The 23,105-nt window shown below is 74.0% G+C and carries 19 protein-coding genes; 10 read left to right on the forward strand and 9 right to left on the reverse strand.

What is annotated here, in order from left to right; genetic code table 11:
* The first annotated feature begins 5 nt into the window (after positions 1–5).
* The 3 genes from ACFQRF_RS15570 to ACFQRF_RS15580 all read left to right on the forward strand — a co-directional run bounded on the left by ACFQRF_RS15570 (position 6) and on the right by ACFQRF_RS15580 (position 4,972).
* Positions 6–2,333: a heavy metal translocating P-type ATPase gene (locus ACFQRF_RS15570; protein ID WP_379871815.1), complete on the forward strand. Its 2,328-nt coding sequence runs from the start codon at positions 6–8 to the stop codon at positions 2,331–2,333.
* Between the two features lie 160 nt (positions 2,334–2,493).
* Positions 2,494–3,039 (forward strand): DinB family protein, encoded by a 546-nt coding sequence (locus ACFQRF_RS15575; RefSeq protein WP_379871816.1) that lies wholly within the window; start codon positions 2,494–2,496, stop codon positions 3,037–3,039.
* Between the two features lie 247 nt (positions 3,040–3,286).
* Positions 3,287–4,972, forward strand: a complete 1,686-nt coding sequence (locus tag ACFQRF_RS15580; RefSeq protein ID WP_379871817.1) for a serine/threonine-protein kinase — start codon at positions 3,287–3,289, stop codon at positions 4,970–4,972.
* A 55-nt stretch (positions 4,973–5,027) separates the two neighbouring features.
* Here the strand turns inward: ACFQRF_RS15580 and ACFQRF_RS15585 are convergent, their stop codons facing one another.
* A complete protein-coding gene (locus tag ACFQRF_RS15585) occupies positions 5,028–6,182 on the reverse strand; it encodes an acyl-CoA dehydrogenase family protein (RefSeq protein WP_379871818.1) in 1,155 nt (384 codons plus the stop codon).
* A 162-nt stretch (positions 6,183–6,344) separates the two neighbouring features.
* Between ACFQRF_RS15585 and ACFQRF_RS15590 the strand changes: the two genes are divergently transcribed.
* From ACFQRF_RS15590 to ACFQRF_RS15605, 4 genes are all read left to right on the forward strand, one after another.
* Positions 6,345–7,142 carry a TetR/AcrR family transcriptional regulator gene (locus tag ACFQRF_RS15590; protein ID WP_379871819.1) on the forward strand — a complete coding sequence of 266 codons (798 nt, stop codon included), beginning with the start codon at positions 6,345–6,347 and terminating at the stop codon, positions 7,140–7,142.
* An 835-nt stretch (positions 7,143–7,977) separates the two neighbouring features.
* Positions 7,978–9,186, forward strand: coding sequence for a DegT/DnrJ/EryC1/StrS family aminotransferase (locus ACFQRF_RS15595; RefSeq protein ID WP_379871820.1), 1,209 nt, complete (start codon positions 7,978–7,980; stop codon positions 9,184–9,186).
* An 85-nt stretch (positions 9,187–9,271) separates the two neighbouring features.
* Positions 9,272–9,910 carry an isopentenyl-diphosphate Delta-isomerase gene (gene idi, locus ACFQRF_RS15600; RefSeq protein WP_379871821.1) on the forward strand — a complete coding sequence of 213 codons (639 nt, stop codon included), beginning with the start codon at positions 9,272–9,274 and terminating at the stop codon, positions 9,908–9,910.
* A gap of 1,695 nt (positions 9,911–11,605) precedes the next feature.
* On the forward strand, positions 11,606–11,743 hold the full coding sequence (locus ACFQRF_RS15605) for a hypothetical protein (RefSeq protein ID WP_379871822.1): 138 nt from the start codon (positions 11,606–11,608) through the stop codon (positions 11,741–11,743).
* Between the two features lie 579 nt (positions 11,744–12,322).
* On the opposite strand, the gene ACFQRF_RS15610 is transcribed toward ACFQRF_RS15605, so the two are convergent.
* Both ACFQRF_RS15610 and ACFQRF_RS15615 read right to left on the reverse strand, forming a co-directional pair.
* Positions 12,323–12,682: a hypothetical protein gene (locus ACFQRF_RS15610; RefSeq protein WP_379871823.1), complete on the reverse strand. Its 360-nt coding sequence runs from the start codon at positions 12,680–12,682 to the stop codon at positions 12,323–12,325.
* A 115-nt stretch (positions 12,683–12,797) separates the two neighbouring features.
* A complete protein-coding gene (locus tag ACFQRF_RS15615) occupies positions 12,798–13,418 on the reverse strand; it encodes a DUF7691 family protein (RefSeq protein ID WP_379871824.1) in 621 nt (206 codons plus the stop codon).
* Between the two features lie 280 nt (positions 13,419–13,698).
* On the opposite strand from ACFQRF_RS15615, the gene ACFQRF_RS15620 reads away from it, so the two are divergent.
* Entirely contained in the window at positions 13,699–14,478 is a 780-nt protein-coding gene (locus ACFQRF_RS15620) for a bestrophin-like domain (RefSeq protein ID WP_379871825.1), read from the forward strand.
* A gap of 942 nt (positions 14,479–15,420) precedes the next feature.
* Here ACFQRF_RS15620 and ACFQRF_RS15625 read toward each other — a convergent pair.
* The 3 genes from ACFQRF_RS15625 to ACFQRF_RS15635 form a co-directional block, all read right to left on the reverse strand.
* Entirely contained in the window at positions 15,421–16,041 is a 621-nt protein-coding gene (locus tag ACFQRF_RS15625) for a cysteine hydrolase family protein (RefSeq protein ID WP_379871826.1), read from the reverse strand.
* A gap of 68 nt (positions 16,042–16,109) precedes the next feature.
* Positions 16,110–18,152 carry a SpoIIE family protein phosphatase gene (locus ACFQRF_RS15630; protein ID WP_379871827.1) on the reverse strand — a complete coding sequence of 681 codons (2,043 nt, stop codon included), beginning with the start codon at positions 18,150–18,152 and terminating at the stop codon, positions 16,110–16,112.
* Positions 18,153–18,312: 160 nt separating this feature from the next.
* Entirely contained in the window at positions 18,313–18,837 is a 525-nt protein-coding gene (locus tag ACFQRF_RS15635; protein ID WP_379871828.1) for a DUF7144 family membrane protein, read from the reverse strand.
* A 229-nt stretch (positions 18,838–19,066) separates the two neighbouring features.
* On the opposite strand from ACFQRF_RS15635, the gene ACFQRF_RS15640 reads away from it, so the two are divergent.
* Positions 19,067–19,447: a hypothetical protein gene (locus ACFQRF_RS15640; RefSeq protein ID WP_379871829.1), complete on the forward strand. Its 381-nt coding sequence runs from the start codon at positions 19,067–19,069 to the stop codon at positions 19,445–19,447.
* Between the two features lie 123 nt (positions 19,448–19,570).
* On the opposite strand, the gene ACFQRF_RS15645 is transcribed toward ACFQRF_RS15640, so the two are convergent.
* The 3 genes from ACFQRF_RS15645 to ACFQRF_RS15655 form a co-directional block, all read right to left on the reverse strand.
* Entirely contained in the window at positions 19,571–20,281 is a 711-nt protein-coding gene (locus ACFQRF_RS15645) for a YqeB family protein (RefSeq protein WP_379871830.1), read from the reverse strand.
* A gap of 201 nt (positions 20,282–20,482) precedes the next feature.
* The gene (locus tag ACFQRF_RS15650) at positions 20,483–20,779 is read right to left on the reverse strand and encodes a MoaD/ThiS family protein (RefSeq protein WP_379871831.1); all 297 of its coding nucleotides are present in this window, start codon (positions 20,777–20,779) and stop codon (positions 20,483–20,485) included.
* Between the two features lie 4 nt (positions 20,780–20,783).
* Positions 20,784–21,884, reverse strand: a complete 1,101-nt coding sequence (locus ACFQRF_RS15655; protein WP_379871832.1) for a WD40/YVTN/BNR-like repeat-containing protein — start codon at positions 21,882–21,884, stop codon at positions 20,784–20,786.
* A gap of 172 nt (positions 21,885–22,056) precedes the next feature.
* Between ACFQRF_RS15655 and ACFQRF_RS15660 the strand changes: the two genes are divergently transcribed.
* The gene (locus ACFQRF_RS15660; protein WP_379871833.1) at positions 22,057–22,806 is read left to right on the forward strand and encodes a MerR family transcriptional regulator; all 750 of its coding nucleotides are present in this window, start codon (positions 22,057–22,059) and stop codon (positions 22,804–22,806) included.
* Positions 22,807–23,105 lie beyond the last annotated feature (299 nt).

Below are 23,105 nucleotides of genomic sequence, written 5' to 3' on the forward strand. Positions count from 1 at the left end.
AGACCATGGACGGCACCCGCGACGCGACAGGCACGCCGGACGGCCAGGTTGAACTGGCCATCGGCGGGATGACCTGCGCCTCTTGCGCGGCCCGTATCGAGAAGCGCCTCAACCGGCTCGAAGGCGTCACCGCCACCGTCAACTACGCCACGGAGAAGGCCCGGGTGCGGTTCCCGCTCGACGTCGCGCCCGAGGACCTGATCAGCGTCGTGGAGAAGGCGGGCTACACGGCACGCGTCCCCGAGCCCGAACCGGCCCCGGAGCCGGGCGGCGGCGCCGGGCCCGAGCCCGACCCCACCCGGGAGCTGCGCACCCGGCTGACCGTCAGCACGGTGCTCTCGGTCCCGGTGATCCTCATGGCGATGATCCCGGCGCTGCAGTTCACGTACTGGCAGTGGGCGTCCCTGGCGCTGGCGGCGCCGGTCATCGTGTGGGGCGCGCTGCCGTTCCACGTGGCGGCGTGGAAGAACCTGCGGCTCGGCGCCGCCACGATGGACACGCTCATCTCGATGGGCACCCTCGCGGCGTTCGCGTGGTCGCTGTACGCCCTGTTCTTCGGGACGGCCGGCGAGCCCGGCATGACCCACCCGTTCACGTTCACCATCGCCCGTACCGACGGTTCGGCCAACATCTACCTTGAGGTCGCCGCCGGGGTGACGATGTTCATCCTGGCCGGCCGTTACTTCGAGGCGCGATCCAAGCGCCGCGCGGGCGCCGCGCTGCGCGCGCTGCTGGAACTCGGCGCCAAGGACGTCCGGCTGCTCCGTGACGGGCGTGAGGAGCAGGTGCCGGTCGAGCGGCTGCGGGTCGGCGACCGGTTCGTGGTGCGCCCCGGGGAGAAGATCGCCACCGACGGGGTCGTCGAGGAGGGCAGCTCGGCGATCGACATGAGCATGCTCACCGGCGAGTCCGTCCCGGTGGAGGTGGGGCCCGGCGCCGCGGTGGCCGGAGCCACCGTCAATGCCGGCGGGCGCCTGGTGGTGCGGGCCACCCGGGTGGGCTCCGACACGCAGCTCGCGCAGATGGCGCGGCTGGTGGAGGAGGCGCAGAGCGGCAAGGCCGAGATCCAGCGGCTCGCCGACCGGGTGTCCGGGGTCTTCGTCCCGATCGTCATCGCCCTCGCCGCCGTCACCCTGGGCTTCTGGCTGGGGACCGGCGGGTCGGTCGCGGCGGCGTTCACCGCGGCCGTGGCCGTGCTCATCATCGCCTGCCCGTGCGCGCTCGGGCTGGCCACGCCGACCGCGCTGCTGGTCGGCACCGGCCGGGGCGCCCAGCTCGGCATCCTGATCAAGGGCCCGGAGGTCCTGGAGAGCACCCGGCGCATCGACACCATCGTCCTGGACAAGACCGGTACCGTCACCACCGGCCAGATGACGCTGCACGATGTCGTCACCGGCGACGGCGAGGACCCGGACGAGGTGCTCCGGCTGGTCGGCGCCGTCGAGCACGCCTCGGAGCACCCCATCGCCCAGGCCATCGCCGACGCCGCCGCGCGGCGGACGGGTGACCTGCCGCCCGTGGCGGACTTCCGCGCCCTCGACGGGCGCGGAGTGCGCGGGACCGTGGAGGGGCGCGAACTGCACGTCGGCCGGGCGGCGCTGCTGGCCGAGTCCCACGAGCTGCCCGCCGACCTGCGCGCGGCACAGCGGGCGGCGGAGGAGCACGGCCGCACGGCGGTGCTCGCCGGCTGGGACGGCCGGGTGCGCGCCGTGCTGGTGGTCGCCGACGCGGTCAAGCCGACCAGCGCCGAGGCGGTCCGGATGTTCCGCGACCTCGGTCTGGCCCCGGTGCTGCTCACCGGCGACAACCGGGACGTGGCACGGTCGGTGGCCGCCGAGGTTGGCATTGATGAGGTGATCTCGGAGGTGCTGCCACAGGACAAGGTGGACGTGGTCCGCCGTCTGCAGGGCGAGGGGCGGACCGTGGCGATGGTCGGCGACGGGGTGAACGACGCCGCCGCCCTGGCGCAGGCCGATCTCGGTCTCGCCATGGGCACCGGTACCGACGTCGCCATCGAGGCCGGCGACCTCACGCTGGTGCGCGGCGACCTGCGCGCCGCCGCCGACGCCATCCGGCTGTCGCGCCGCACCTTCGGCACCATCAAGGGCAACCTGTTCTGGGCGTTCGCCTACAACGTGGCGGCCCTGCCGCTCGCGGCGGCCGGTCTGCTCAACCCGATGATCGCGGGGGCCGCGATGGCCTTCTCCAGCGTCTTCGTCGTGAGCAACAGCCTGCGGCTGCGCCGGTTCACCGCACTGGCCGACACCGCCGCCCCGGCGAGGGCGGCGAGTCCGCGCCGTGCGGCGGACCAGGAGCCGGCCCGGGCGCGCTGATGACCGGAGGCGGGCGGGAGTCGCGGTACCGCGACTCCCGCCCGCCGCGGCGCGCACGGGAGTCGCGTCCGGCCATGGCCCGCGGCCGTTCGCGGACCGGAACGGTCCGCGATACGCCGTAGTGTCGCCCGCGTCGCATCCGAAAGAGAGGCCGGCCATCATGACCGACACGGGCACCATCACCCCGACCGACGAGCGCGCGGAACTGCTCTCCACCCTCGCCGAGCAGCGCAGCGCCCTGCTCATCACCGTGCGCGGGATCGGCGACGCCGAGTCGACCCGCCGCACCACCGCGAGCCGGCTCACGCTCGCGGGGCTGCTCAAGCACGTCGCCGCGGTGGAACGGAGCTGGACGGGGGTGCTGACCGGACGGGGCTGGGACTCGGCCGCCGATGGTGGGGCCACGGACGACTTCGTCCCGGCGGAGGGCGAGACCCTGGCGGTCCTGGCCGACCGGTACGCCGAGGTCGCGCGCGAGACGGAGCGCGCGGTCGCCGGGCTGCCGGGGCTGGACGTCGGCCGCCCGCTTCCCGTGCGGCCGTGGTTCCCGCCGGGCACCGTGTGGTCCGCCCGCCGGATCCTGCTGCACCTGATCAGGGAGACCGCCCAGCACTCCGGCCACGCCGACATCATCCGGGAGTCCCTGGACGGTGCCACGACCACTCCGCGGCTGCTGGCCGACATAGGAGGCACGCTCCCGGAGTGAACGAGGGCGGCCGGGCGTCGCGACCGGTGTGGGCTTGCGGACGTGGTGCAACCGGCATTCCGGACATCGCGGGCGTGGTGTGCGGTACTGTCGCCGCAGTTCAACGGCGGTGCGGCGAGGATCCCCGGGCGCTGACGGGCGCCGGGCGACCGCGGTGTGGCTCTTGCGGTGCCTTGGGGGCTTTTACACTCCCCAGAGTGGCGCCGCGATTCGCGGGCGTCCGCCTCCCTACCGAGGATCCTCACGAATGAGCACTGAGCAGTCTGCGCCCGATCACCTCCTGGCCGGGCGCTACCGGATGACCCGGCTGATCGGCGAGGGCGGCATGGGGCGTGTCTGGCAGGGCACGGACGAACTCCTGGACCGCCCCGTCGCCATCAAGGAACTCACCATCTCGCCGCACCTGCCGCAGCGCGAGATCGACGTGCTGCGCACCCGCATGCTGCGGGAGGCGCGCAGCGCGGCGCAGCTCAGCCACCCGGCCATCATCACCGTCTTCGACGTGGTGGAGAGCGACGACCGGCCGTGGATCGTCATGGAGCTGGTGCGGGGGAACTCGCTCAGCGAGATCATCAAGCGGGACGGCCCGCAGCCGCCGCTGCGGGTCGCCAAGATCGGCCTGCAGATGATCGCGGGCCTGGCCGTCGCACACGAGCGCGGGATCGTGCACCGCGACATCAAGCCGGGTAACGTGCTCGTCGCCCCCGGTGACCGCGCCGTGCTGACGGACTTCGGCATCGCCCGGCTGGAGGGCAGCAGCAGCCTCACCAGCACCGGCAACCTGCTCGGCTCGCCCAGTTACCTGGCGCCCGAGCAGGCCCGCGGCCGGCCGGCCTCGCCCGTGACCGACATGTGGGCCTTCGGCGTGACGCTCTACGCGGCCGTCGAGGGCGCTCCGCCGTTCCTGCGCTCGACACCCATGGCGACGCTCACCGCCATCGTCACCGAGGAGGTCCCGCCGCCGCGCTCGGCCGGCCCGCTGCTGCCCGTGCTCCGGGCGATTCTCGACAAGGAGCCGGAGAGCCGGGCGTCGCTGGAAGAGGCGCACGGCATGCTGTACGAGGTGGTCGCCGCGGGCGGCGGCATGGGCGCGTCGACGGCCAGGTCCGCCTCGCCCGCGCCGGCCGCCGCGAACACGCGCACCACGACGGCCCCCTTTGGGAGCGTGTCCACCCCATCGGCCGCCGCGGACGGACCGCCCCATCAGCCGGCCCCGGTCACCGAACCGGAGCACGCGGTGGCCCAGGCGGGTTCGGGCGGCCGGCGGGCCACCGTGCTGCTCGCGCTGGCCGCGGTGGTCCTGCTGGCGGTGATCGCGCTGACCCTGTGGATCGCCGACCGCTCCGGCACCACGGCGGAGGCCGACGGCGGCGCGACACCGTCGGAGTCGGCCGCGCCCGCGGCTGAGGCGGCCGACATGTCGCAGTCGCCCGCGGACGCCGAGGCGACGTCGAACAGCGAGTCCACGGAACAGGAGGAGCCGGACGGCCCGCGCGCCGGCATGGTGCGGCACGAGGACGAGACCGGATTCGTGGTGGACGTGCCGGAGGACTGGGAGATGGAGCGGCGCGACGGCGGCGTCTTCTTCACGAACCCCGACGGCGGCTACCTGCAGATCGACCAGACGGACAGCCCGGGCGAGAACGCGAGGGAGGACTGGGAGCGCCAGGAGGGCCCCATCTCCAGCAACTTCCGCGGGTACGAACGCGTGTCGATCACCGACCTGGACGAGCCGTACGTGGAGCGCTACATCAGCGCGGCCGACTGGGAGTTCACGTTCGACGGCTCCGGCGGCCGGCGGCACGCCGTCAACCGCGCCTTCCACACCGAGGAGAAGGGCTACGCGCTCTTCCTCGTCTCCACGGAGGAGGACTGGGCGGAGAACCGGGCACTGCTCGACGACATCACCGCCTCCTTCGAGCCCGCGGCATGACCACGGCTCCGGCCCCGGGGGAGCGGCCCCGGGGCCGGAGCCGTGGACCGGCCCGCTACTTCAGCAGCTGGCGGGCCATCACCAGGCGCTGGATCTGGTTGGTGCCCTCATAGATCTGGGTGATCTTGGCGTCGCGCATCATGCGCTCCAGCGGGAAGTCCTTGACGTAGCCGGCGCCGCCGAGCAGCTGGACGGCGTCGGTGGTGATCTCCATGGCGGCGTCGGAGGCGTAGCATTTGGCGGCCGCGCCGAAGAAGGACAGGTCGGCGTCGCCGCGCTCGGATTTGGCGGCCGCGGTGTAGACCATCTGCCGGGCGGTCTCCAGCTTCATCGCCATGTCGGCCAGCATGAACTGCACGCCCTGGAACTCGGCGATGGCCTTGCCGAACTGCTTGCGCTCCTTGACGTAGGCGACCGCGTGGTCGAGGGCGCCCTGGGCGATGCCGACCGCTTGGGCGCCGATGGTGACGCGGGTGTGGTCGAGCGTGCGCAGCGCGATCTTCAGGCCCTCGCCGACCGTGCCGACCAGCCGGTCGCCGGGGATGCGCACCTGGTCGAAGAAGAGCTCGCGGGTGGGCGAGCCCTTGATGCCGAGCTTGCGCTCCGGCTCGCCGACGGTGAAGCCCGGGTCGTCGGCGTGCACCACGAAGGCGCTGACGTTGCGGCCGCGCGGCCCGTCGGGGTCGGTGACCGCCATGACGGTGTAGTAGGAGCTGATACCGGCGTTGGTGATCCACGACTTCTGCCCGGACAGGATCCAGTCGTCGCCGTCGGGCACCGCGCGGGTGCGCATGCCCGCGGTGTCCGACCCGGCCTCGCGCTCGGACAGCCCGTAGGAGAACATCGCCTCGCCGCGCGCCACCGGCGGCAGGTAGCGCCGCCGGACCTCCTCGGAGCCGGCCAGGAGCAGCGGCATCGTGCCCAGCTTGTTCACGGCCGGGATGAGCGATGACGAGGCGCAGGCGCGGGCGACCTCCTCGATGACGATGCAGGTGGCGAGCGCGTCGGCGCCCGCCCCCTCGTACTCCTCGGGGATGTGCGGCGCGTGGAAGTCCCCGGCGCGCAGCGCGTCGTAGGCGGCCTGCGGGAAGGCGGCGGTGGCGTCGACCTCGGCGGCGTGTGGCGCGATCTTGTCGTCGGCGACGGCGCGGACGGCCTCGCGCAGGGCCTCGTGCTCCTCGGTGGTCCGGAACAGGTCGAAGTCGCTCATGGGGTCTCCCGGCGCTGTGGGTCGCGGATCCGACAGGCACCAGTATGGCACTCCGTGTCGAAAAACGGCATCGAGTGCCACACTGGAGCGTGCCGGCGCACGCGGTGCGGCGGGACCAGTAGGTTCAGCACGGAGAACGCGGTGGGGGAGGGGAGCGGCACCATGGGGGAGTCAGCCTGGCCGGTCAGGCCGGCCGGCAACGGGCGCGGCGCGGAGGCGGCACGCCGCCGGGCCGTCGCCGCCGCGCTGCGGCTGTTCACCGAGCACGGCTACGAGGCCACCACGATGGACGACATCGCGGCGGCGGCCGGGGTCAGCCGGCGCACCCTCTTCCGGCACTTCGGGTCCAAGGAGGATGTGCTCTTCGCCGGGAACGACGAGGTCTTCGCGAAGGTGACCCGGCACCTGGCCGCGTCAACGCACGACGACCCGGTGACGACCGTCTGCGCCGCGGCCCGCATGGTGTTCCAGGACTACGTGGCCGATCCGGACATCACCGTCCCCCGGTACCGCCTCGTGCGCGCCGTCCCCCGGCTCCGTGACCGTGAGATCGCCATGACCGCCCGCTACCAGGCCGCCTTCACCGGGTACCTGGCGGCCGAGGACACCGACGGACCGCGCGCACTCGCCGCCGAGGCGCTGGCCGCGGCGGTGATCGCCGCCCACAACCACGTGCTGCGCTCCTGGCTGCGCGACCCCGGAGGCCGCGTACCGTGGAACCGCCTCGACGAGGCGCTGGCGTTCGTCACCCGCACGCTCGGCCCGGTCGTCCGCGATCCCGGCCAGGCGCCCACGGTGCAGCCGGACGCCCGGCGCGGTGCCGAGGCGGACGCCGGGCAGCCGTTCCCGGCCGGTGCGGACGGGTCGGACGCCGTGCTGGTGGCCGTCTATCCCGCCCGGACGGACGGGCAGGACGTGCTGCGCCGGGTCCGCGAGGCGCTGGGCCATCCGGCCGGCTGAACCGGCCGCGTCCCGGCCGCCCCTATGGCGCGCGCGCCGGGCGCGCTCCGGCGCCGCCGCACGGCCGTCGCGGGTCCCGGGAGAACGGAGAGCACGGCGGCAGGTACGCGCGGCAGCGACGCATGCGGGACTTCCTGGCCCGGCACGGCGAGCCGGGGTGGGCGCGGGATCTCCCGGACAGCGCCCGCACGGCCGCGGCGGCGGCGACCGCGCCCGGAACGCTTCCGGCGCAGGCCGCCAGGAGCCCGGTCGGCCCCGCCGAAGCGGAGCCGATCCCGGTCATCGCCCCGGGGGCCGCCCGGGGCGGCACCGGCCGGATCGGCAGGTGCGCCGCCGCGCCGCGGACCCGGCCGGACGGCGGCGGGCGGTCCCCGGGTACGGGGTCAGTGGGTACGGGGTCAGTGGCGTCCCGGGCGCCGTCCGGAGGTGAGATCGTGGCGGTCCGCTGAGCCACGGCGGCGCCGGGGCGGACGCAGGTTCCGGCGGAACGCGATCCGCTGGGATCGGCGAACGGATTTGCGGGGTGCACCGGCCGGTGAACGCCGGATGAGATGAGCCGGCGGTGTTCTCGCCTCGGAATCGCAACTCCGGCCGCAGCCGTCCGAACTGCGTGGATGCCGCGATTACCGGCGATATGCATTCTTCGGACATTGATTTGCAAAAGGTCAGTAGTTCTGGATTGTCCTTCGGGGCGGCGCGGAAATGGTCTACCGTCGTCGCGGTCCGGGAAAACAGCCGGCCGTCCGCCGACGGGGTGCGAAGACGCTGCGTCGTCGCGCCCGTCGGTCGCCCACGTGTCCGCCCGCGAACTCGATCGGAACCAAGGAGTGCCGCCGTGCCGGAAACGTGCCGCGCGTCCGCGCCGCGCTCCCCCGCCGCAGAGCCGGGGCCGGTGCCCTTCTTCAGCCAGGAGGCGACCTTCGCCGAGGTGTGGCCGACCGTGCGCGCCCACTGCCGCGACGTCATCAACGGTGGCAGGTACGCCCGCGGGAGCAAGGTCGCCGAACTGGAGGAGGCCCTGCGCGCCTGGACGGGCGCGCGGCACGTCGTCGGGGTGAACTCCGGGACCGACGCCCTGGTCCTGCTGCTGCGCGCGGGCGGACTGCGGCCGGGCGAGGAGGTCATCGTCCCGGCGTTCGGTCCCGCGGCGACCGCCTCCGCCGTACGGCTGGCCCGCGGCCGCCCACGGTTCGCCGACATCGAACCGGCCGGCCACGGGCTCGATCCGGAGTCGGCCGACGCCGCCGTCACCCCGCGCACCCGGCTCCTCATGCCCGCCCACCTCGGCTGCCAGATGGCCGACATGGCCGGCATCGCCGCGGTCGCCCGCCGGCACGGCCTCCGAATGGTGGAGGACGGCGCCCGCGCGATCGGCATGCGGTGGAACGGCGTGCACGCCGGGCTGCTCGGCCTGGGCGGGGCGCTGTCCTTCTTCCCTACGAACACCCTCGGGGCGATCGGCGACGCCGGCGCCGTCCTCACCGAGGACCCGCGCGTCGCCGAGACGGTCGCCGACCTCCGTCTCCAGGGGCGCGCGGGACGGACGCTGGACCACGTTCCGGGCCTGTCCGACCTCGGCGTTCCGATCCGGGTCGACAGCAGGATGGACGACCTGCAGGCGGCGGTCCTGCTCGCCAAGCTCGCCCGGCTGGAGGCCGACATCGCGCGACGCGCCGAACTCGCCGCCGGCTACACCGAGCGGCTGAGCGGGGTCCCCGGTATCCGGCGGCTGCCCGGCCCCGTGCCGCGCGACGGCCACGGCTCTCCCGTGCACCACGCCTACCTCGTCGAGGTCGAGGACCGCGACGCGCTCATCCGCAGCCTCACGGCGGCCGGCGTCGGCAGCGAGGTCTTCTGCCCGGTCCCGCTGCACCTGGACCCGCGGTTCGCCGGGCTCGGCCACCGGCGCGGCGAGTTCCCCAACGCGGAGGCGGCCAGCGCCACCGCTCTCGCGCTGCCGCTCTACCCGGACCTCGCCGACGACGACGTGGAACGCGTGTGCGACGCGGTCCGCCACTTCTACACCGGCCGGCGGGCGGCGTGATCCCCCATCGGCCGACGGGCCGCGGCGGCAGCCGCCACGCGGCGCCGACCCGGCGAGCGGGCCGGCAGACACCAGAAGGGGAGGCATGACGAGAGTGACGTGGATCGGATCAACCGCGCGTGCGGCGGTGGCCGGAGACAGCCCGGCCGAAAGCGAGGACGAGCGGATCGTGCTGCTCAGCCCGGAGGGGGAGGCGATCGGCGTCGCGCCCAAGCGCGCGAGCCACCACCGGGAGACGCCGCTGCACCTGGCGTTCTCCTGCTACCTGGTGGACGACGCCGGCCGTGTGCTCATGACCCGGCGGGCACACCACAAGCCGACATGGCCGTCCGTGCTGACCAACAGCTGCTGCGGGCACCCCGCTCCGGGCGAGTCGCTGCGGGCGGCCGTGCGGCGGCGGGTGGGCCAGGAACTGGGTTTGCACGTCGGCGAGATGACGCTGATCCTGCCGGAGTTCGGTTACCGGGCCACCATGTCCAACGGGGTCGTCGAGTACGAACTGTGCCCCGTGGTGCGCGCGGCGGCCACCGGCTCGGTCGCGCCGGACCCGGAGGAGGTGGCCGAGGCGGAGTGGTGGGACTGGACGGACTGCGTGCGGTTGCGCAACGCGGAGGAGGCGTCGCCCTGGTTCCGCGACCAAATGGTGCAGCTGGTCCCGCTGGGCGGCCCGGCCGAGTGGCCGGAGGCGTCCGTGGACCGGCTGCCGCCCGCGATCGCCTGGTGAGGGGCAGCCGGTAATCCGCCGCCTGCGGAGGGCATGAAGGCCGCCGCGCCGTCCGCAGGCCGCCGTCACCTGGGCGGACCACGCCGCTGGACGACGCGCCGCCTCCCCTCTGAACCGGGGCGACCGGCGATCGGTGGCCGCTCGGCCCTGGGGGCGGTGCCGACCGGCTGTCCGTATCGGCGTTGCGGGCCGGGCCAGGAACATCCGGTCCGACGACACGCGGCCGGCGCGTACGGTGCCCCATCAGGTCCGGGACCGGCGGTGCCGGCCGAGCGTCCGTCGCTGCGTCCAGCGACGAGTGACCGGCGTCGCCGGCCCGAGATCCGCGCCCTGCTCGGGGCCCGCGACCCGAACCGTACGCCGACGGCCGCCAACGGAGCGTCCGCATGGCAAGAACGTCCCTGCGCGACCGTCGGCCGCCCGGCCCACCAGACCCCCACGGGCGTGGTGACCGCGGCCGGCCACAGAGCGACCGCCGCTCCCCCGCCGGGTCCCGCGCGGCGCTGGGGCGAGCGCCGGACCGAGGTGCACGCTGATGGCGAAGGCAGCGAACCCGAGCATCGGCGCATCGGGCATCGGATCCGTCGCGACGGCCATCGAGTCGGCCGCCCGGGCGGCCGGCCAGGGGCGGGCCGGAGGAATCGCCGGTCCTCGGCGTCGCACGCTCCTCATCCGGACGGCAGCACTGTGCGGTCCGAGCGGGGACGCCGACGCGGTGCCCGCCGATGATGGGCGGTCGCACTCCGGATGGACCTCTCCGGAACGCTCGGCAGTGGACCGGTTCGGCGGACCTTGGGGGGTGGACGCCGTTCCGGTGCCCGGACCGATGGGGACTCTGCGGCCGGCCACCTGGCGTCCGGATCAGTCCGGATCGGATTCGCCGCGACGTCAGGGACTTGGCAGTCGGCAGGCGCGGTGGATGTCGTCGTATCGCCACGTTGAGTAGCCGTCCCGGTGCATTATGGAGTCGTCGGTCCGGCGTGCGGTCTCGGCACCGGTGCGGCGGAGCACCGGCGACCGGACGGGGAGGGCGGAATGCGGCAGTTCGACGGACGGCAGGGCGGTACCGGCTCGCCTCGGGCGCCGTGGACGCGGCGGCGCCCGCCGGACGATGCCGACCCGCAGCGGCCGGCCGGCGCTTCCGCCGCGCGCCGCGCGGCGGGGCTGGTGCTCTGCACCGCCGCGACCGTGCTCGGCTGCCTTGGCGCCGCGCCCGCTCCGGAGGCGTCCGGAACGACGAGCGGCACGGGCACCGGGAAGGCCGCGGAGCGTCCCGGAGGGCCGCCTCCGGCGCCCGCGCCCGGTGACCGCGTTGCCCCGCACGCAGGTCGGCTCTCCCCGGCAGCCGGCCACGGCGGCGATGGTCCTGGCGGGTCGCACGAGCCGCCGCAGCGTCCGCCCGTTCCCGTACCTCCGGACGTCGAGCCCCCGGAACCGGTCGCTCCCCATCCCGTTCCGGTCCCGCCCGCCGAGCAGCCGCCGCCCCGGCCGGGAATGCCCGCGCCCGGCCCTCCGCACGCGCCCACCCGATCGGCGCGGCCGCAGCAGCCGGTCCGCCCAGAGCCCTCGCCGTCGCCGCAGGCCAGCCCCTCCGCGGTCGCGTCGCCGAGCGGCACGCCCTCGCCATCTCCGGAACCGGCCGGGATCGCAGCCGCGGTCGCGCGCCCGGCCCCGTCGCGGGCGGACATGCCGCCCATGGCTCATGAACGCGCCGACGACAGAACCGGCGGTCCGCGAACCGCGCACGTCATGGTGCTCGTCGCGCTCGTCGCCACCGCGGTGGCCGTGGCGGCCGCGGCGGCACGCCCCCGGGACGACGCCGACGGCACCTGACGAATGTCGCGCTCCGTCGGTCCCGGCCCGCACCGGGGTCCGCGTCCGGGCACGGTCGCGATGCCGATCGCCCGGAGAGCCGCCGAGGATGGGCCGGGGCCATGTCCGCGCGACGGCCAGCGTGACGGCCATCGTCGCCCGGGCCGTGGCGAGCGGGATCAGCGCGAGCGCCCACAGGGACGGCCAAGGCACCCACACCAGCCCGAGCGAGAGGACCGAAGCGACGACGGCCGCTCCGGCGACCGGCCAGGTCCGCCACAGATCCACCCGGCGCAGTAGCAGGCTCCGGCCCAACAGGTCCCGGTGAGGACGGCGACCGCCGTCAGCCCGGCCGAAGCCACGGCATCGGCTTCGGAAGCACGCGGTTGGGAGGCGAGCGCCGGTGAGAGGTACGCGCTGACGGCGTGGAACACGACGACGAACGTCAGTGTCCGGTCTCATTCAACCCGTGCGGTTCTCACCCGACCTCACCTGGTGTCTCACTCAATCCGGGCGGGCCGGCGCGCAGCGGCGGAACACGCGGTGCCCGGGAACCGGTCGTGGTCACCGCGCTCGCGCAGGTCGCCGAGGATTCACCGGTCACCGCCCGGATTGACTGAGACGGCCGGTGAGCAGCCCGATCAACGACGCCCCGAGGATGCCCGCCGTGGCCCCGAGTGGGTGCCGGACGCCGAGGGCGCGCAGTGCCCGCGACGTGACCACCGCGATCACCGCCAGCAGCACCACGGAGACCAGCACGCCGATGACGGTGTCCCGCCCGCTGAGGTGACCGAGGGCGGAGTAAGCCGCCTCCAGCAGCAGCGCGATCCAGCCGAGCCCCATGCCGACGACCAGCAGGCCCACGGCCAGCCCCACCGCCGCGCCGATGGCCGCGAGGACGGCGGAGGAGCGCCGGCCGTGCGGCCGTCCGGCCGCCGGCGCACCGTTCCCTTCGGTCATCCGCGCCTCCGTCGTCCCCGCGGGCCCCCGTGGGCACCGAAACTACGGGGCCGCCCCGCGCCGGCGGCAGGGTCCGGATACTCAGGCCGGCTGAGTAGCCGCGCGCGTCCGGTGCTCAGTGGCACACCGCCACCAGGTCGCGGAGCTTTCCGTTGCCGTGCTTGCGCTCGAACTCGTCGCAGGACGCGTTGAAGTCCGCGAAGTCGGCGAATTGCCGCACCAGCCGGGCGTCCTCCGGGTCACCGAGCCGGTCGGCGGCGGCCAGGTAGTGCTCGCCCATCCGGGCGACGTCGGCGTTCGGCAGGTAGCCGATGGCCGGAAAGCCCCAACTCGGGTACGGAAGGTCGAACGCGGGCGCCCCGGTGTACAGGAAGCTCTCGAGGAGCAGCTCCTTGGGTACGCCGAGCTCGGCCAGCTCGGCGCTGAGCGCCGAGAAGTAGCTGCTCGGCCGGGGGAACGGGCCGAAGTCGAACGGGTCACCCCCGGTGTTGTTCACCAGTGCCTTGAACGCGTAACCGTAGGCGGCACCGGAGTCGGAGTCCTTCGGGCGGCCCTCGATGATGTCCTCCAGCGCCCCGGCGATCGACCGGTTCTCGCCCTGCAGGGGCTCGTCGGGGGAACTGAAGTTGCGGCGCGCCCACTGCCGGCAGTTGCCGAGGTACGCCTGGTCGCTGTTCGCGACCCGCTCCTCGATCTCGGCGACGCTGACGCTGTGCAGGTGAAGAATGTAACCCATGACCTTGGCTCTCGGTTGACGGCAAGACGGAGCGCGTGTCCGTGGGGACGGCGCCGATGGCCGGTACGACGACGGGAGCGGCGCATCGGTTCCAAGGCCGCCCGGTGGATCCGCAGGTTGCCCGGCGCGCGCCTTTCCGGGGTGACTACACTGGGCACTCGTGTCCGCACGCTGCGTGCGGAAATCCCCGGTCGCCTCCCCACCCCCGACGCCCGGCCGCTGTGTCAGGCGGGCGCGGTGCGGTCCCCGCCGTCGTCGACAGCGTGCACAGCGGAGGGACATGATCGAGTTCTGGAGCCTGGCCATCGCGGCCGCGGCGGTGCTCGTCGGAGTGGGCTGCCTCGCCGGGTGGCGATACCGGATCACCGGAGCGGAGAGCGGCCGGACCATCAGCGGGACGGTCGCGCCGCCCCTGCTCGGCATCTACCTGGTCGCCGCCGCGCTGGGCGCCGTCATCGGCTGGGAGAACAACAGCACGGCGCGGGGCACCATCGCGGACGAGGCCGCGGTCGCCACCGAGCTGTACTGGACCGCGGGCGCGCTGCCGGAGCCGGACCGCTCGGCGGTACGGGCGGGCCTGCGCGAGTACCTGAGCACCGCGGTGGAGCGCGACTGGCCCGCCATGCGCACGGCCGGTGACCTGAGCGAGACCGCCACCGCGGACCTGAACCGGCTGCACGCCAGGGTGGCCGCCGTCAGCGCGCGGGACACCGCGACGGCGGCGTCCCGGTCGGCGGCGGTGCGGCAGGCCGGCGAACTGGTCCGGCTGCGGGTCGACCGCGACAACGCGGCCGGCCGCAGCATCCCGGTGGTGCTGATGGCGGCAACGGCCGTCGCCGGGCTGGCGGTCGCGGTACTGCCGTTCGCGGCCGGCGCGCGCGACTCCCGCGCCACGGCGTTCTGGGCCGGGGTGAATCTGCTGTTCGTGGCGGCGACGGTGCTGCTGCCGCCGTTGCTGGACAACCCGTTCGCCGGGCCGTTCGGGGTGACGTCGGAGGCGCTCCAGGAGGCGCTGGACCAGTTCGCGCTCGTGGACGGCGGTGGGCCGGCCCGGGGCTAGTGTGCTGAGTCGTTGATTCGATGAAGATCGGCGGTGATGGTCCCGAAGATCTCTTCGGCGGTCTTCACCCATACGAACGGCTCGGGATCCTCATCCTCATTCCAGTCGTCGATCCATGAGGGCGTCCAGGCCGCCGCCGATATAGCGGTCGCGCCATGTGTGCAGCGGCTGCGGCCAGAACCCGGTTCCCGGGCGGCCCGCGCATCGGATCCGCCATCGGAGCAGCGCGGGATGATTCGCGCGCACCGCGCCATGACCCGCGCCGATGTCCGTCGTCGTGCGACCTGCTCGCGTGTGCGAAATCGTTGTCACTGATCGTCAATGGTGGTTTCGCGGGGCCGGGATGTGCCATGCGGGCATCGCATCACCAACGAATTAACGACTCAGGACACCAGATCGCTGATCGGTGTTCGCCGGACCGTCCGTGGGCACGGCGAAGGACGCCGAGGAGCGGCCTGTGACGATCGGCCTGGACGCGCTTCGCGCCGGGATCCACGTCCATCCGGACGGCCGCGCCCTGCTCGCACCCCGGCCACACCGCGAACCCGGCCCTTCCCGGCACGACCTCCGCGCACGAGAGGACGCCCCGGTCCTGCCCACCTCCGCGATACGACTCCCACGAGCACGTCCCCCGGCACGACGCACCGCGGCCCGCCCTGTGGGCCAGGGCGGGGCAACGCGTCCGCGCGCCCAACGCCGGAACCGGCATGAACCGCCGGTCGGGCACCGGGGGACCGCCCCTCACCGGCCGGCAGGAACGGCACGAGATCTCCGGTGTGCGGGGTCGTCCCGGTCGCCACCGCCCCGGTATCGGCGGCTTCGTGCGGGTGCGGGGCGGCGCGCCTCGCTGCCGCCGACTCGGCACCGACCGTCCTGGTGGGACGGGTTTCCGAACCCGTCCCAAGGCCCGCGGGCGCCGAGCTCCGTCCGGTCGGCCGCGCCCTACTCCGGGCCGGGAGAGGTGAGCACGGCCAGCACGTCGTCGGCCGTCCGGCAGCCCGCCGTCACGAGGTCGAGGTTGGCGAGGGACGCCTCGTGCACCCCGTCCGCGGCGGCGGCGACGCAGTCGCGCACCACGTGCACGGTGAAACCGAGTTCGGTGCCGTGCCGCGCGGTCTGCTCGACCGTCAGGTTGGTCGCCACGCCCGTGATCAGCAGCGTGTCGATGCCGCGTTCGGCCAGCCAGTCCGGCAGGTCGCTGCCGGCCAGGCCGGACAGCTTCTGGTTGTCCACCACGCGGTCACGCGCGTCCAGCACGGACATCTCGGGGATCAGCCGGCTGCCGGGCGCGTCCGGGCGGAAGGACTCCTGGGCCTCCGCGACGGCCGTCATGAATCCGGTGTTGCGCACCAGCCGGCCCTCGTCCTCGGGGATCGTGAACCGGGTGAAGACGATCGGCGTTCCGGCGGCGCGCGCGGTGGTGTGGAAGCGGATCGCCCGCTCCACCACCCCGCTGCGGGCGACGGGCTCGCTCAGCATGGCGCCGAAGAAACCCTCCGGCTTGATCACGTTGACCTGCCAGTGCAGGGCGAGCACGGCGGTCCGTTGTGCGTTGAATGTCACGTCCTGATCCTGCCACGGAGCCGTCCGCATCGCGAGATCCGGACACCGGCTCCGGAACCGCCGGGAACTCACGCCGCCCGCAGCCGGGCCACCAGGATCGCGATGTCGTCCCCCCGCCCGGCCGGTGCCTGCTCGGCCAGGGACGCGACCGCCACCTCGGCGTCGCCCGCGGTCTTGCGCAGGCACAGGCCGGCCCGTTCCAGCCCCTCGTCGATCGGCATGTCGACGCTCTCCACCAGGCCATCGGTGCACATCAGCAGCGTCTCCCCGGGGACGAGGCGGCGCACGGTCTCCGGATACCCGGCGTCGCCGTCCACCCCCACCGGCGGGCCGGTCACCGGCTCCCAGACGTCGTACTCGTCGGTGGTGGCGACGATGGCCGGTGGCAGCCCGGCCCAAGCGGCCCGCATCTCCCCGGTCTCAAGGCTGAGGACGACGCACCCGCAGGTCGCGAAGATGAGCTCGCCGGTCTCGGTCAGCAGCCGGTTGGTGGCCGCCAGTACCCGGCCGGGGTGACGCTCGCTCGCCGCGTACGCGCGGAACGCCACCCGGATCTGCCCCATGGCGGCCGCCGCCTCGACCCCGTGCCCCTGGACGTCGCCCACGAGCAGGCCGACCCGGCGGCCGGGTAGCCGGGTGACGTCGTAGAAGTCGCCGCACACCCGCCAGTCGGCCCGCGCCGGCAGGTAGCTCGTGGCGACGTCCAGCTCCGGGATCCGCGGCAGTTGCGGCGGCAGCATGCGCCGCTGGATGGCGTCGGCCAGTTCCAGATCGCTCTGCTGGCGGCTCGCGCGCTGGAGCGCCTGGCCGGCCATGCCCGCGAGGGTGAGCAGTAGCGCGCGCTCGTCCGGCGTGGCGCGGCGCGGCTGCGCCCAGCTCACCGTCCACACCCCGAGCACTCGCCTCCGGTCGCCCAGGATCGGCACGAACGCCCACGACTGGCTCATGCTGGACCGGACCAGCTCCTCCACGGCCGGAAAGCGCTCCAGGACCTCGGCCCTGTCGCTGAAGAACCGCGGCTGCCGGTCCTGCGCGACGGCGCCGACCGGCAGTCGGGCGTCGTCGGCCGAGCGGCCGTCCACGAGCGGTGCCGCGCCGACCGGGGTGGTGGGCGGCGGCCGCAGCCGGAACACGCCCTCCTCGATGAGCAGCACGCTCGCCGTGTGCCCGCCGAAGATCGTCATGAACTGCTCGGTGAGCAGCGCCGCGACCTCGTTCACGGTCGCCGCCGACACCATCTCCGCGGCGAGCTCGGTGACGCGTCGGCTCTGCGCGGTCTCGATCCGGCGGCGATCCGCCACCTGGCGGGCGAGTACCGCGTGGCCGGTCACGTCGGTGACGACCCCGACCAGCTGGGGGTGCGACTCCTCGACGTAGCGGGCGCGGGCGTGCAGCCAGCGCTCCGTGCCGTCGTTGCCGAACATCCGGAAGTACTGTTCGAAGTCGCGGCCCTCGTAGCACGCCTCGATCCCGTCCCGGATGCGGGTGATGTCGTCGCGGTGCACGTGTGCGAGGAACTCCTCCAGGGTGTGCACTTCGTTCGCCAGCAGCTGCCCCATCTCCGAGGGCCCGTAGAGCTCGGTCACCTCGCCGTTGATGAGATCGAGCGTCCACAGCGCGGCGTCGGCGCTGCGGGCGTGCAACTCGTTCACGGTGCGCAGCAGGTCCAGTTCGGGGGAGAGCCGGTGGCAGAGGACCACGAGCCCGTCGGTCGGCTCCTCGGCCGGGCAGCAGGGACCGCGGAGCGGCCGGGGGTCGAAGGCGAACCGGTGCGGGTCGCCGTCCGGTCCCACCAGGGTGAGCGTCTGTGGCAGAGCGAGGGGCGGCTGCTCCAGGGCCTCGCGGTGCAGCGCCCACCCCTCCGGGGCGTCGGTGGCGGCGAGCAGTTCCGGCCACGGGCGGTCGAGGACCGTGTCGAGGCGGTGGCCGGTGGTGGTGGTGAACGCCCGGTTGGTCAGCAGGAGGCGTCCGGCACGGTCGGCGACGAACATGGGGAGCGGCGCATGACGGAACGCGGCGCCGGCGGGATCGGGGGCCGCGGACGCCGGTGTGGTCCCCGCCGTTCCGCCCGATCCGGCGGAGTCGTCGGCGGTGCCCGTCGTGCCGTTCACCTCGACATCATCCTCGCGTAGTGGCGGAGTGCGGATCGCCCGCGGAACGTCGCCGCGAACGTCCGATTCGGTTAAGTTTACCGAGCATGGAGGGGATTTGGGCAGGTCAGGGTGGGTTCGAAGGCGGAGTCCGCCCGGTCGCCGGGGACACCGCAGGCACCTACGAGCGTGGCCGTCCGCCTTCCGGCGCCCGCCATGCGGCCGCCGTGCCACCGGCCTGCCGGGGCGGTTCCTCCCCGACCGGGACGCGGCCCGCCTCGCGCCCGGTGGCCGCGTCGGCACGACCGGCCCGGTAGGAGGCCGCCAGCTCCTCCCGCGGCCAGCCGACGGTCACGCCGTAGATCACGAGGACGTCCAGGGCCATGACCACGAGCGACCAGGTGGGGGCCGCCACCACGAATCCGAGCTGGAACACCACGTTCACCCCGGCGAGCACGCACGCCAGGACCCGGGTCCACGTCAGCCCGCTCACCAGCGCTCCCGCCGTCGCCAGCATGACCAGGCCCCACGCCGCGAGCAGTGCCCCCCACCCGGTGAAACCGAGGAACAGCACCCGGCCGGACCCCGTGATGAACGCGGTGGGCATCACCACGGCCGCGATCCCCTGCACGATGTTGCAGGCGGCGACGATGAGCAGCATCGTCGCGGTGAAGACACCCCAGCCGCCCATGTACGTGTTGTTCATCGACATCCTCCCCCGCACGGATCCGCGGTCCGCCGGCGCCGCATTCCCATCGGCGCAGGTCCACCCGTTCAGGATCTCCCAGGCGAGGGAAAATCCGTGTCCGGTTCGGGGCATGAAAGTTTGACGCCCGGCCCGGGAGCCGGCCGGCCGTCGACGGCGTCCCATCCGTGGCCGGCGGCGACCGGCCCGAGGCGGCGGCCCCGCCGGTGTCCGGAAGGAGCACGAACTCATGGTCCTGCGCGGCCTCGCGGTCTGGGGTGTCAACGCGGCCCTGGTGCTGGCGGCTTCGGCGTCCTGCCAGACCACTTCGACGAGCGGAGCGGGTACGGCGCAGACCTCCTGCCAGAACCGTGACTGCACGGTCACCGTCACCGGCACCGGCGGATCGGGCGAACTGTGGGAGGTGGGCCGGACGACCATCGAATACCGCGTCGTGCTGCGCGACGACGCGGCGGCGGACGTGCGGGTGACCTCGCGAACAGGCGCCGGGCACGACTCCGACGACGCCACCGTACGCCCCGGCGAGAGCGCGGAACTGCGCGGCTACACGGTGCGCTACGCCGAGCATTCCGGCGACACCGCCACGCTGGAGTTCACCGCGCGGGACTGACCGGCACGCCGGGCGTCCCCCTTCGAGGCGTGCGTGCCGGAACGCGCGCTTCGAAGGGCAGGGCGGCCGGTACGGCCATGGAACGGCACGGCGGAGCCGGACCGGGCCGTCGGCGCCGGCCGGTCACGCCGTGCGGCGCCAGAACTGGCGCCCGCCCTCCTCCCGGACCACCAGGCCCAGCCGGCCGAGTTCGCCGCGCAGCTGCTCGGTGTCCTGCCGGTCCTTCTTCTCCACCGCCAGCGCCCGGGCCCGGAACAGGGCGTGCGCACCCGCCGTCAGGTCGGGATCGTCCGGAACCCAGCGCCGGTAGGCGTCCCGGTGCGGGTCCCCGTCCGCCCGCCACGGGTATCCGTGCGCCAGAAGGGTACGCGCCAGCCGCCGGCCGTCGTGGTCCCCGCCCTCGCGGGCCAGCTCCTCGGTCGCGCGGCCGAGCACCACCAGCTGCCCGCCGTCCAGGAACACGGCCGTGATCGCGGAGCGGTGCACGGTCCGTACCGACTCCCCGTGCGCGATGGTGACCTGTTCGTCGTCGACGGTCACCACCATCCGGTCCTGCTCGGCGAGGAACGCCACGACCACCCCCGCGACGACCCCGAGCACCAGTCCACCGATCGTGGCCTGCGGGTTCGGGATGGACGCCACGAGCTCCAGTGGTCCCTGGAACGGCACCCACCGCAGCGACGCCGCCCACGGCGCCAGGGCGGCGGCGAGCCAGCCGAGCCCGGCCCCGAGCAGCGGGAACCCCGCCCACACCACGACTCGGTCCGCGATCCCCGGCCCGACGACGCTGGCCCCGCCCGCCCGGCCGCCCGCCTCCCCGTCACCGACGCTCATCGCGGTTGGCCCCCGTCCGACTCGTCCGTCCGTTTCGCCGGGTCGGCTCCCCGGCCACGGATCGACGCTACGGCCGGGCCGCCACGGCGCACATCGGCCGTCGGCGCCGCCGGTCACGTCGTCGGTCGCGGGTTCGGCCCCGCCGGCCGGCCGAAAGTGCCGTCGGGACGAACTTTTGCCCGTCCGGGACCCGCGGCCCGGTCAGCCGCCGGCCACCGAGGGCAGCACCCGGACCTCGGCGCCGGCGGCGACCGGGGTGTCCAGCCCGGCCACGGAGCGGCAGTCCTCTGAGTCCACGTAGACGTTGACGTAGCGGCGCAGCCGGCCCTGCTCGTCGCGCAGCCGCCGGTCCAGGCGCGGGTAGCGCTCCGCCAGGCCGTCCAGCACGCGGCGCAGCGGCACGCCGCCGGGGTCGACCGCGAGCGTGACCCGGGACGCTCCGTCGCTCTCCGCCCGCAGCGCGCCCGGCAGGATGACCGTGACCTCTCCGGTGTGCACGGCGCTACACCTCGATCGCGCGCACGCAGAGCACGTCGGGCAGGTGCGCCGCGACCTGCCGCCACTCGGCGCTGTCGTCGGTGGTGGCGAACACGTCGCCCGCGCGGGTGCCGAAATAGAAGCCGGGAACGTCCGCGCCGTCGGTGCAGGCCGCGTCGCGCAACACGATGCTGTAGTACGGGTCGGCGGGCAGCCCCCGGCTCGCCGACCGCCACGTGCCGCCACCGTCGTCGGTGCGGAACACCCGCAGCAGGTTGTCCGGCGGCAGATGGCAGGTCTGGCTGACCACCGGGAAGTTCAGCACCGTGTCCGGCAGGTGCGGGTGCGCCACCATGGCGAACCCGAAGTCGGCGGGCAGCCCGTCGGCGATCGACGTCCAGCCGGTCGCGGGGTCGGCGCTGCGGTAGACACCGTGGTGGTTCTGCAGGAAGAAGACGCCGTCGGCGGCCACGGCCACCTTGTGCACGCACTGGCCGTAGTCGGGGTACTCGTCGGGCAGGAAGACGGCCCGGATTCCGCGGTTGGCGGGCGTCCAGCTCGCCCCGCCGTCCTCGCTCTGGTACACGCCACCGGTGGACATGGCCACCGTCATGGCCTTGGGGTCGGTGACCCCGGCGCGCACCCGGCCAGGCAGCACCGTGTGGACGGCGGCGCCGCCGGCGCCGGGGAACCAGTTCGTGCGGTGCGGGTGGTCCCACAGCGAGCGGACCAGCGTGAAGCTCTCACCACCGTCGGCGGAGTGGAAGAGCGCGGTGGGCTCGACGCCGGCGTACACGCTGCCGGGCTCGTCACCGAACGCGAACTGCCAGACCCGGGTGAACGCCGCGTCGACGTCGGTGGGGAAGGCGATCGGCGCCTGCGCGGGCTCGTGCCAGGTGCCGCCGAGGTCGTCGCTGAACCACACGCTGGGGCCGAAGTGCGAGCTCTCCGCACCGGCCAGGATCCGGCGGGTGCGCGGGTCGACACCGATGGCGTACACGCCCGCGGTGTTGGCGTAATCCTCAGGGTCGAGGCGGTGCGGGCCGCTCACCTCCCACGCGAGCCGATCGCGGCTGCGGGCGGTGAAGAGCCCCTTTCTTGTCCCGATGACCAGCAGAAACGCCATGGTGGCCTCCATGGGGAGTCGTTTCCGCCCACTCTGGCACACGGCTGTGACATTGACACGTCGCCATCCCCGTTGACCAGGGCGGACGTGGGCTTGCACCTGACGTAACGTCAGGTCCTAGCGTCGGACCCGTCGCCACGACCGTGGCGGCGTCAGGGAGAGAGGACGGGCGATGCACGAGCACGGCGGTCCGGTGTGGAAGGTCGGGGAGCTGGCCCGGCGCACCGGGCTGACGGTACGGACGCTGCACCACTATGAGCAGATCGGGCTGCTGCGCCCCGCGGCGCGGACGGCCGCCGGCCACCGCGTCTACGACGAGGCGGACGTGCGGCGGATCTACCAGGTGGTGGCGCTGCGCGAGCTCGGGCTCCCGCTGGACGCGATCGGCCCCCTGCTGGCCGGAGAGACCGACATCGCCGAACAACTGGCCGAGCACCTCGCCCGGGTCGAATGGCAGTTGGCCCGGTTGCGGTCGCTGCACCTGCGGCTCGCCACGCTGGTGGCCTCGACCGCGTCCACGGGCACCACCCGTCCCAGCGAACTCCTTGACCTGATCGAGGAGGTGGTCCGTATGCAGGACGTCATCAGCAACTACTTCTCCGAGGAGCAACTCGCACAGCTGGAGGTCCGCCGGCGCAAGATCGGCGAGGACGCCATCGCCGCCGTGGAGGCGGAATGGCCGGAGCTCATCGCGCGGGTGCAGGCGGAGATGACCGCCGGCACCGACCCGGCCGACCCGCGGGTGCGCGCTCTCGCCCGCCGGTGGATGGAGCTCGTGGAGGCGTTCCACGGCGGCGACGAGGGCCTGCGGGCCTCGCTGTTCGCGATGTACGCCGAGAACAGCGAGCGGATCCGCGATGAGCACTGTGGCCCCAGCCAGGAGATGATCGACTACATCACCCGCGCGAACGCGGCGGACTGACCGCGGCCCCGGGCGGGCCCGAGAGCGCCCGCCGGTGCGGGGCTCCGGTACGCTTCGGCGGCGTCGGCGTCCGGGGTCACCGCACGGTGGCCCCGGACGGCCGGGCGGCGAGGAGGAGCGGAATGCGCGATCGATCGCGGGCCGGACGGCGGTGGCCGCTGCGCGTCGCCACCGTGCTCGGCGCACTGGCGATCGCCGCGGTCACCGCCCTCGTGGTGGCCTACCCGTCGGTCGCCGCCATCGCCTGCCCCCAGTGCTTCGGGATGGAGACGGTGCGGCCGGGCCTGTACGTCGAATCC

It is taken from the genome of Marinactinospora rubrisoli (genome assembly GCF_042664915.1).
Taxonomy (GTDB): domain Bacteria; phylum Actinomycetota; class Actinomycetes; order Streptosporangiales; family Streptosporangiaceae; genus Marinitenerispora; species Marinitenerispora rubrisoli.

Excerpts from the sequence above, each read along its gene's own strand:
- ACFQRF_RS15570 (WP_379871815.1), top strand. The coding sequence starts at position 6 with ATGGACGGCACCCGCGACGCGACAGGCACGCCGGACGGCCAGGTTGAA.
- ACFQRF_RS15575 (WP_379871816.1), top strand. The coding sequence starts at position 2,494 with ATGACCGACACGGGCACCATCACCCCGACCGACGAGCGCGCGGAACTG.
- ACFQRF_RS15580 (WP_379871817.1), top strand. The coding sequence starts at position 3,287 with ATGAGCACTGAGCAGTCTGCGCCCGATCACCTCCTGGCCGGGCGCTAC.
- ACFQRF_RS15585 (WP_379871818.1), bottom strand. The coding sequence starts at position 6,182 with ATGAGCGACTTCGACCTGTTCCGGACCACCGAGGAGCACGAGGCCCTG.
- ACFQRF_RS15590 (WP_379871819.1), top strand. The coding sequence starts at position 6,345 with ATGGGGGAGTCAGCCTGGCCGGTCAGGCCGGCCGGCAACGGGCGCGGC.
- idi (WP_379871821.1), top strand. The coding sequence starts at position 9,272 with ATGACGAGAGTGACGTGGATCGGATCAACCGCGCGTGCGGCGGTGGCC.
- ACFQRF_RS15605 (WP_379871822.1), top strand. The coding sequence starts at position 11,606 with ATGGCTCATGAACGCGCCGACGACAGAACCGGCGGTCCGCGAACCGCG.
- ACFQRF_RS15610 (WP_379871823.1), bottom strand. The coding sequence starts at position 12,682 with ATGACCGAAGGGAACGGTGCGCCGGCGGCCGGACGGCCGCACGGCCGG.
- ACFQRF_RS15615 (WP_379871824.1), bottom strand. The coding sequence starts at position 13,418 with ATGGGTTACATTCTTCACCTGCACAGCGTCAGCGTCGCCGAGATCGAG.
- ACFQRF_RS15620 (WP_379871825.1), top strand. The coding sequence starts at position 13,699 with ATGATCGAGTTCTGGAGCCTGGCCATCGCGGCCGCGGCGGTGCTCGTC.
- ACFQRF_RS15635 (WP_379871828.1), bottom strand. The coding sequence starts at position 18,837 with ATGAACAACACGTACATGGGCGGCTGGGGTGTCTTCACCGCGACGATG.
- ACFQRF_RS15640 (WP_379871829.1), top strand. The coding sequence starts at position 19,067 with ATGGTCCTGCGCGGCCTCGCGGTCTGGGGTGTCAACGCGGCCCTGGTG.
- ACFQRF_RS15645 (WP_379871830.1), bottom strand. The coding sequence starts at position 20,281 with ATGAGCGTCGGTGACGGGGAGGCGGGCGGCCGGGCGGGCGGGGCCAGC.
- ACFQRF_RS15655 (WP_379871832.1), bottom strand. The coding sequence starts at position 21,884 with ATGGCGTTTCTGCTGGTCATCGGGACAAGAAAGGGGCTCTTCACCGCC.
- ACFQRF_RS15660 (WP_379871833.1), top strand. The coding sequence starts at position 22,057 with ATGCACGAGCACGGCGGTCCGGTGTGGAAGGTCGGGGAGCTGGCCCGG.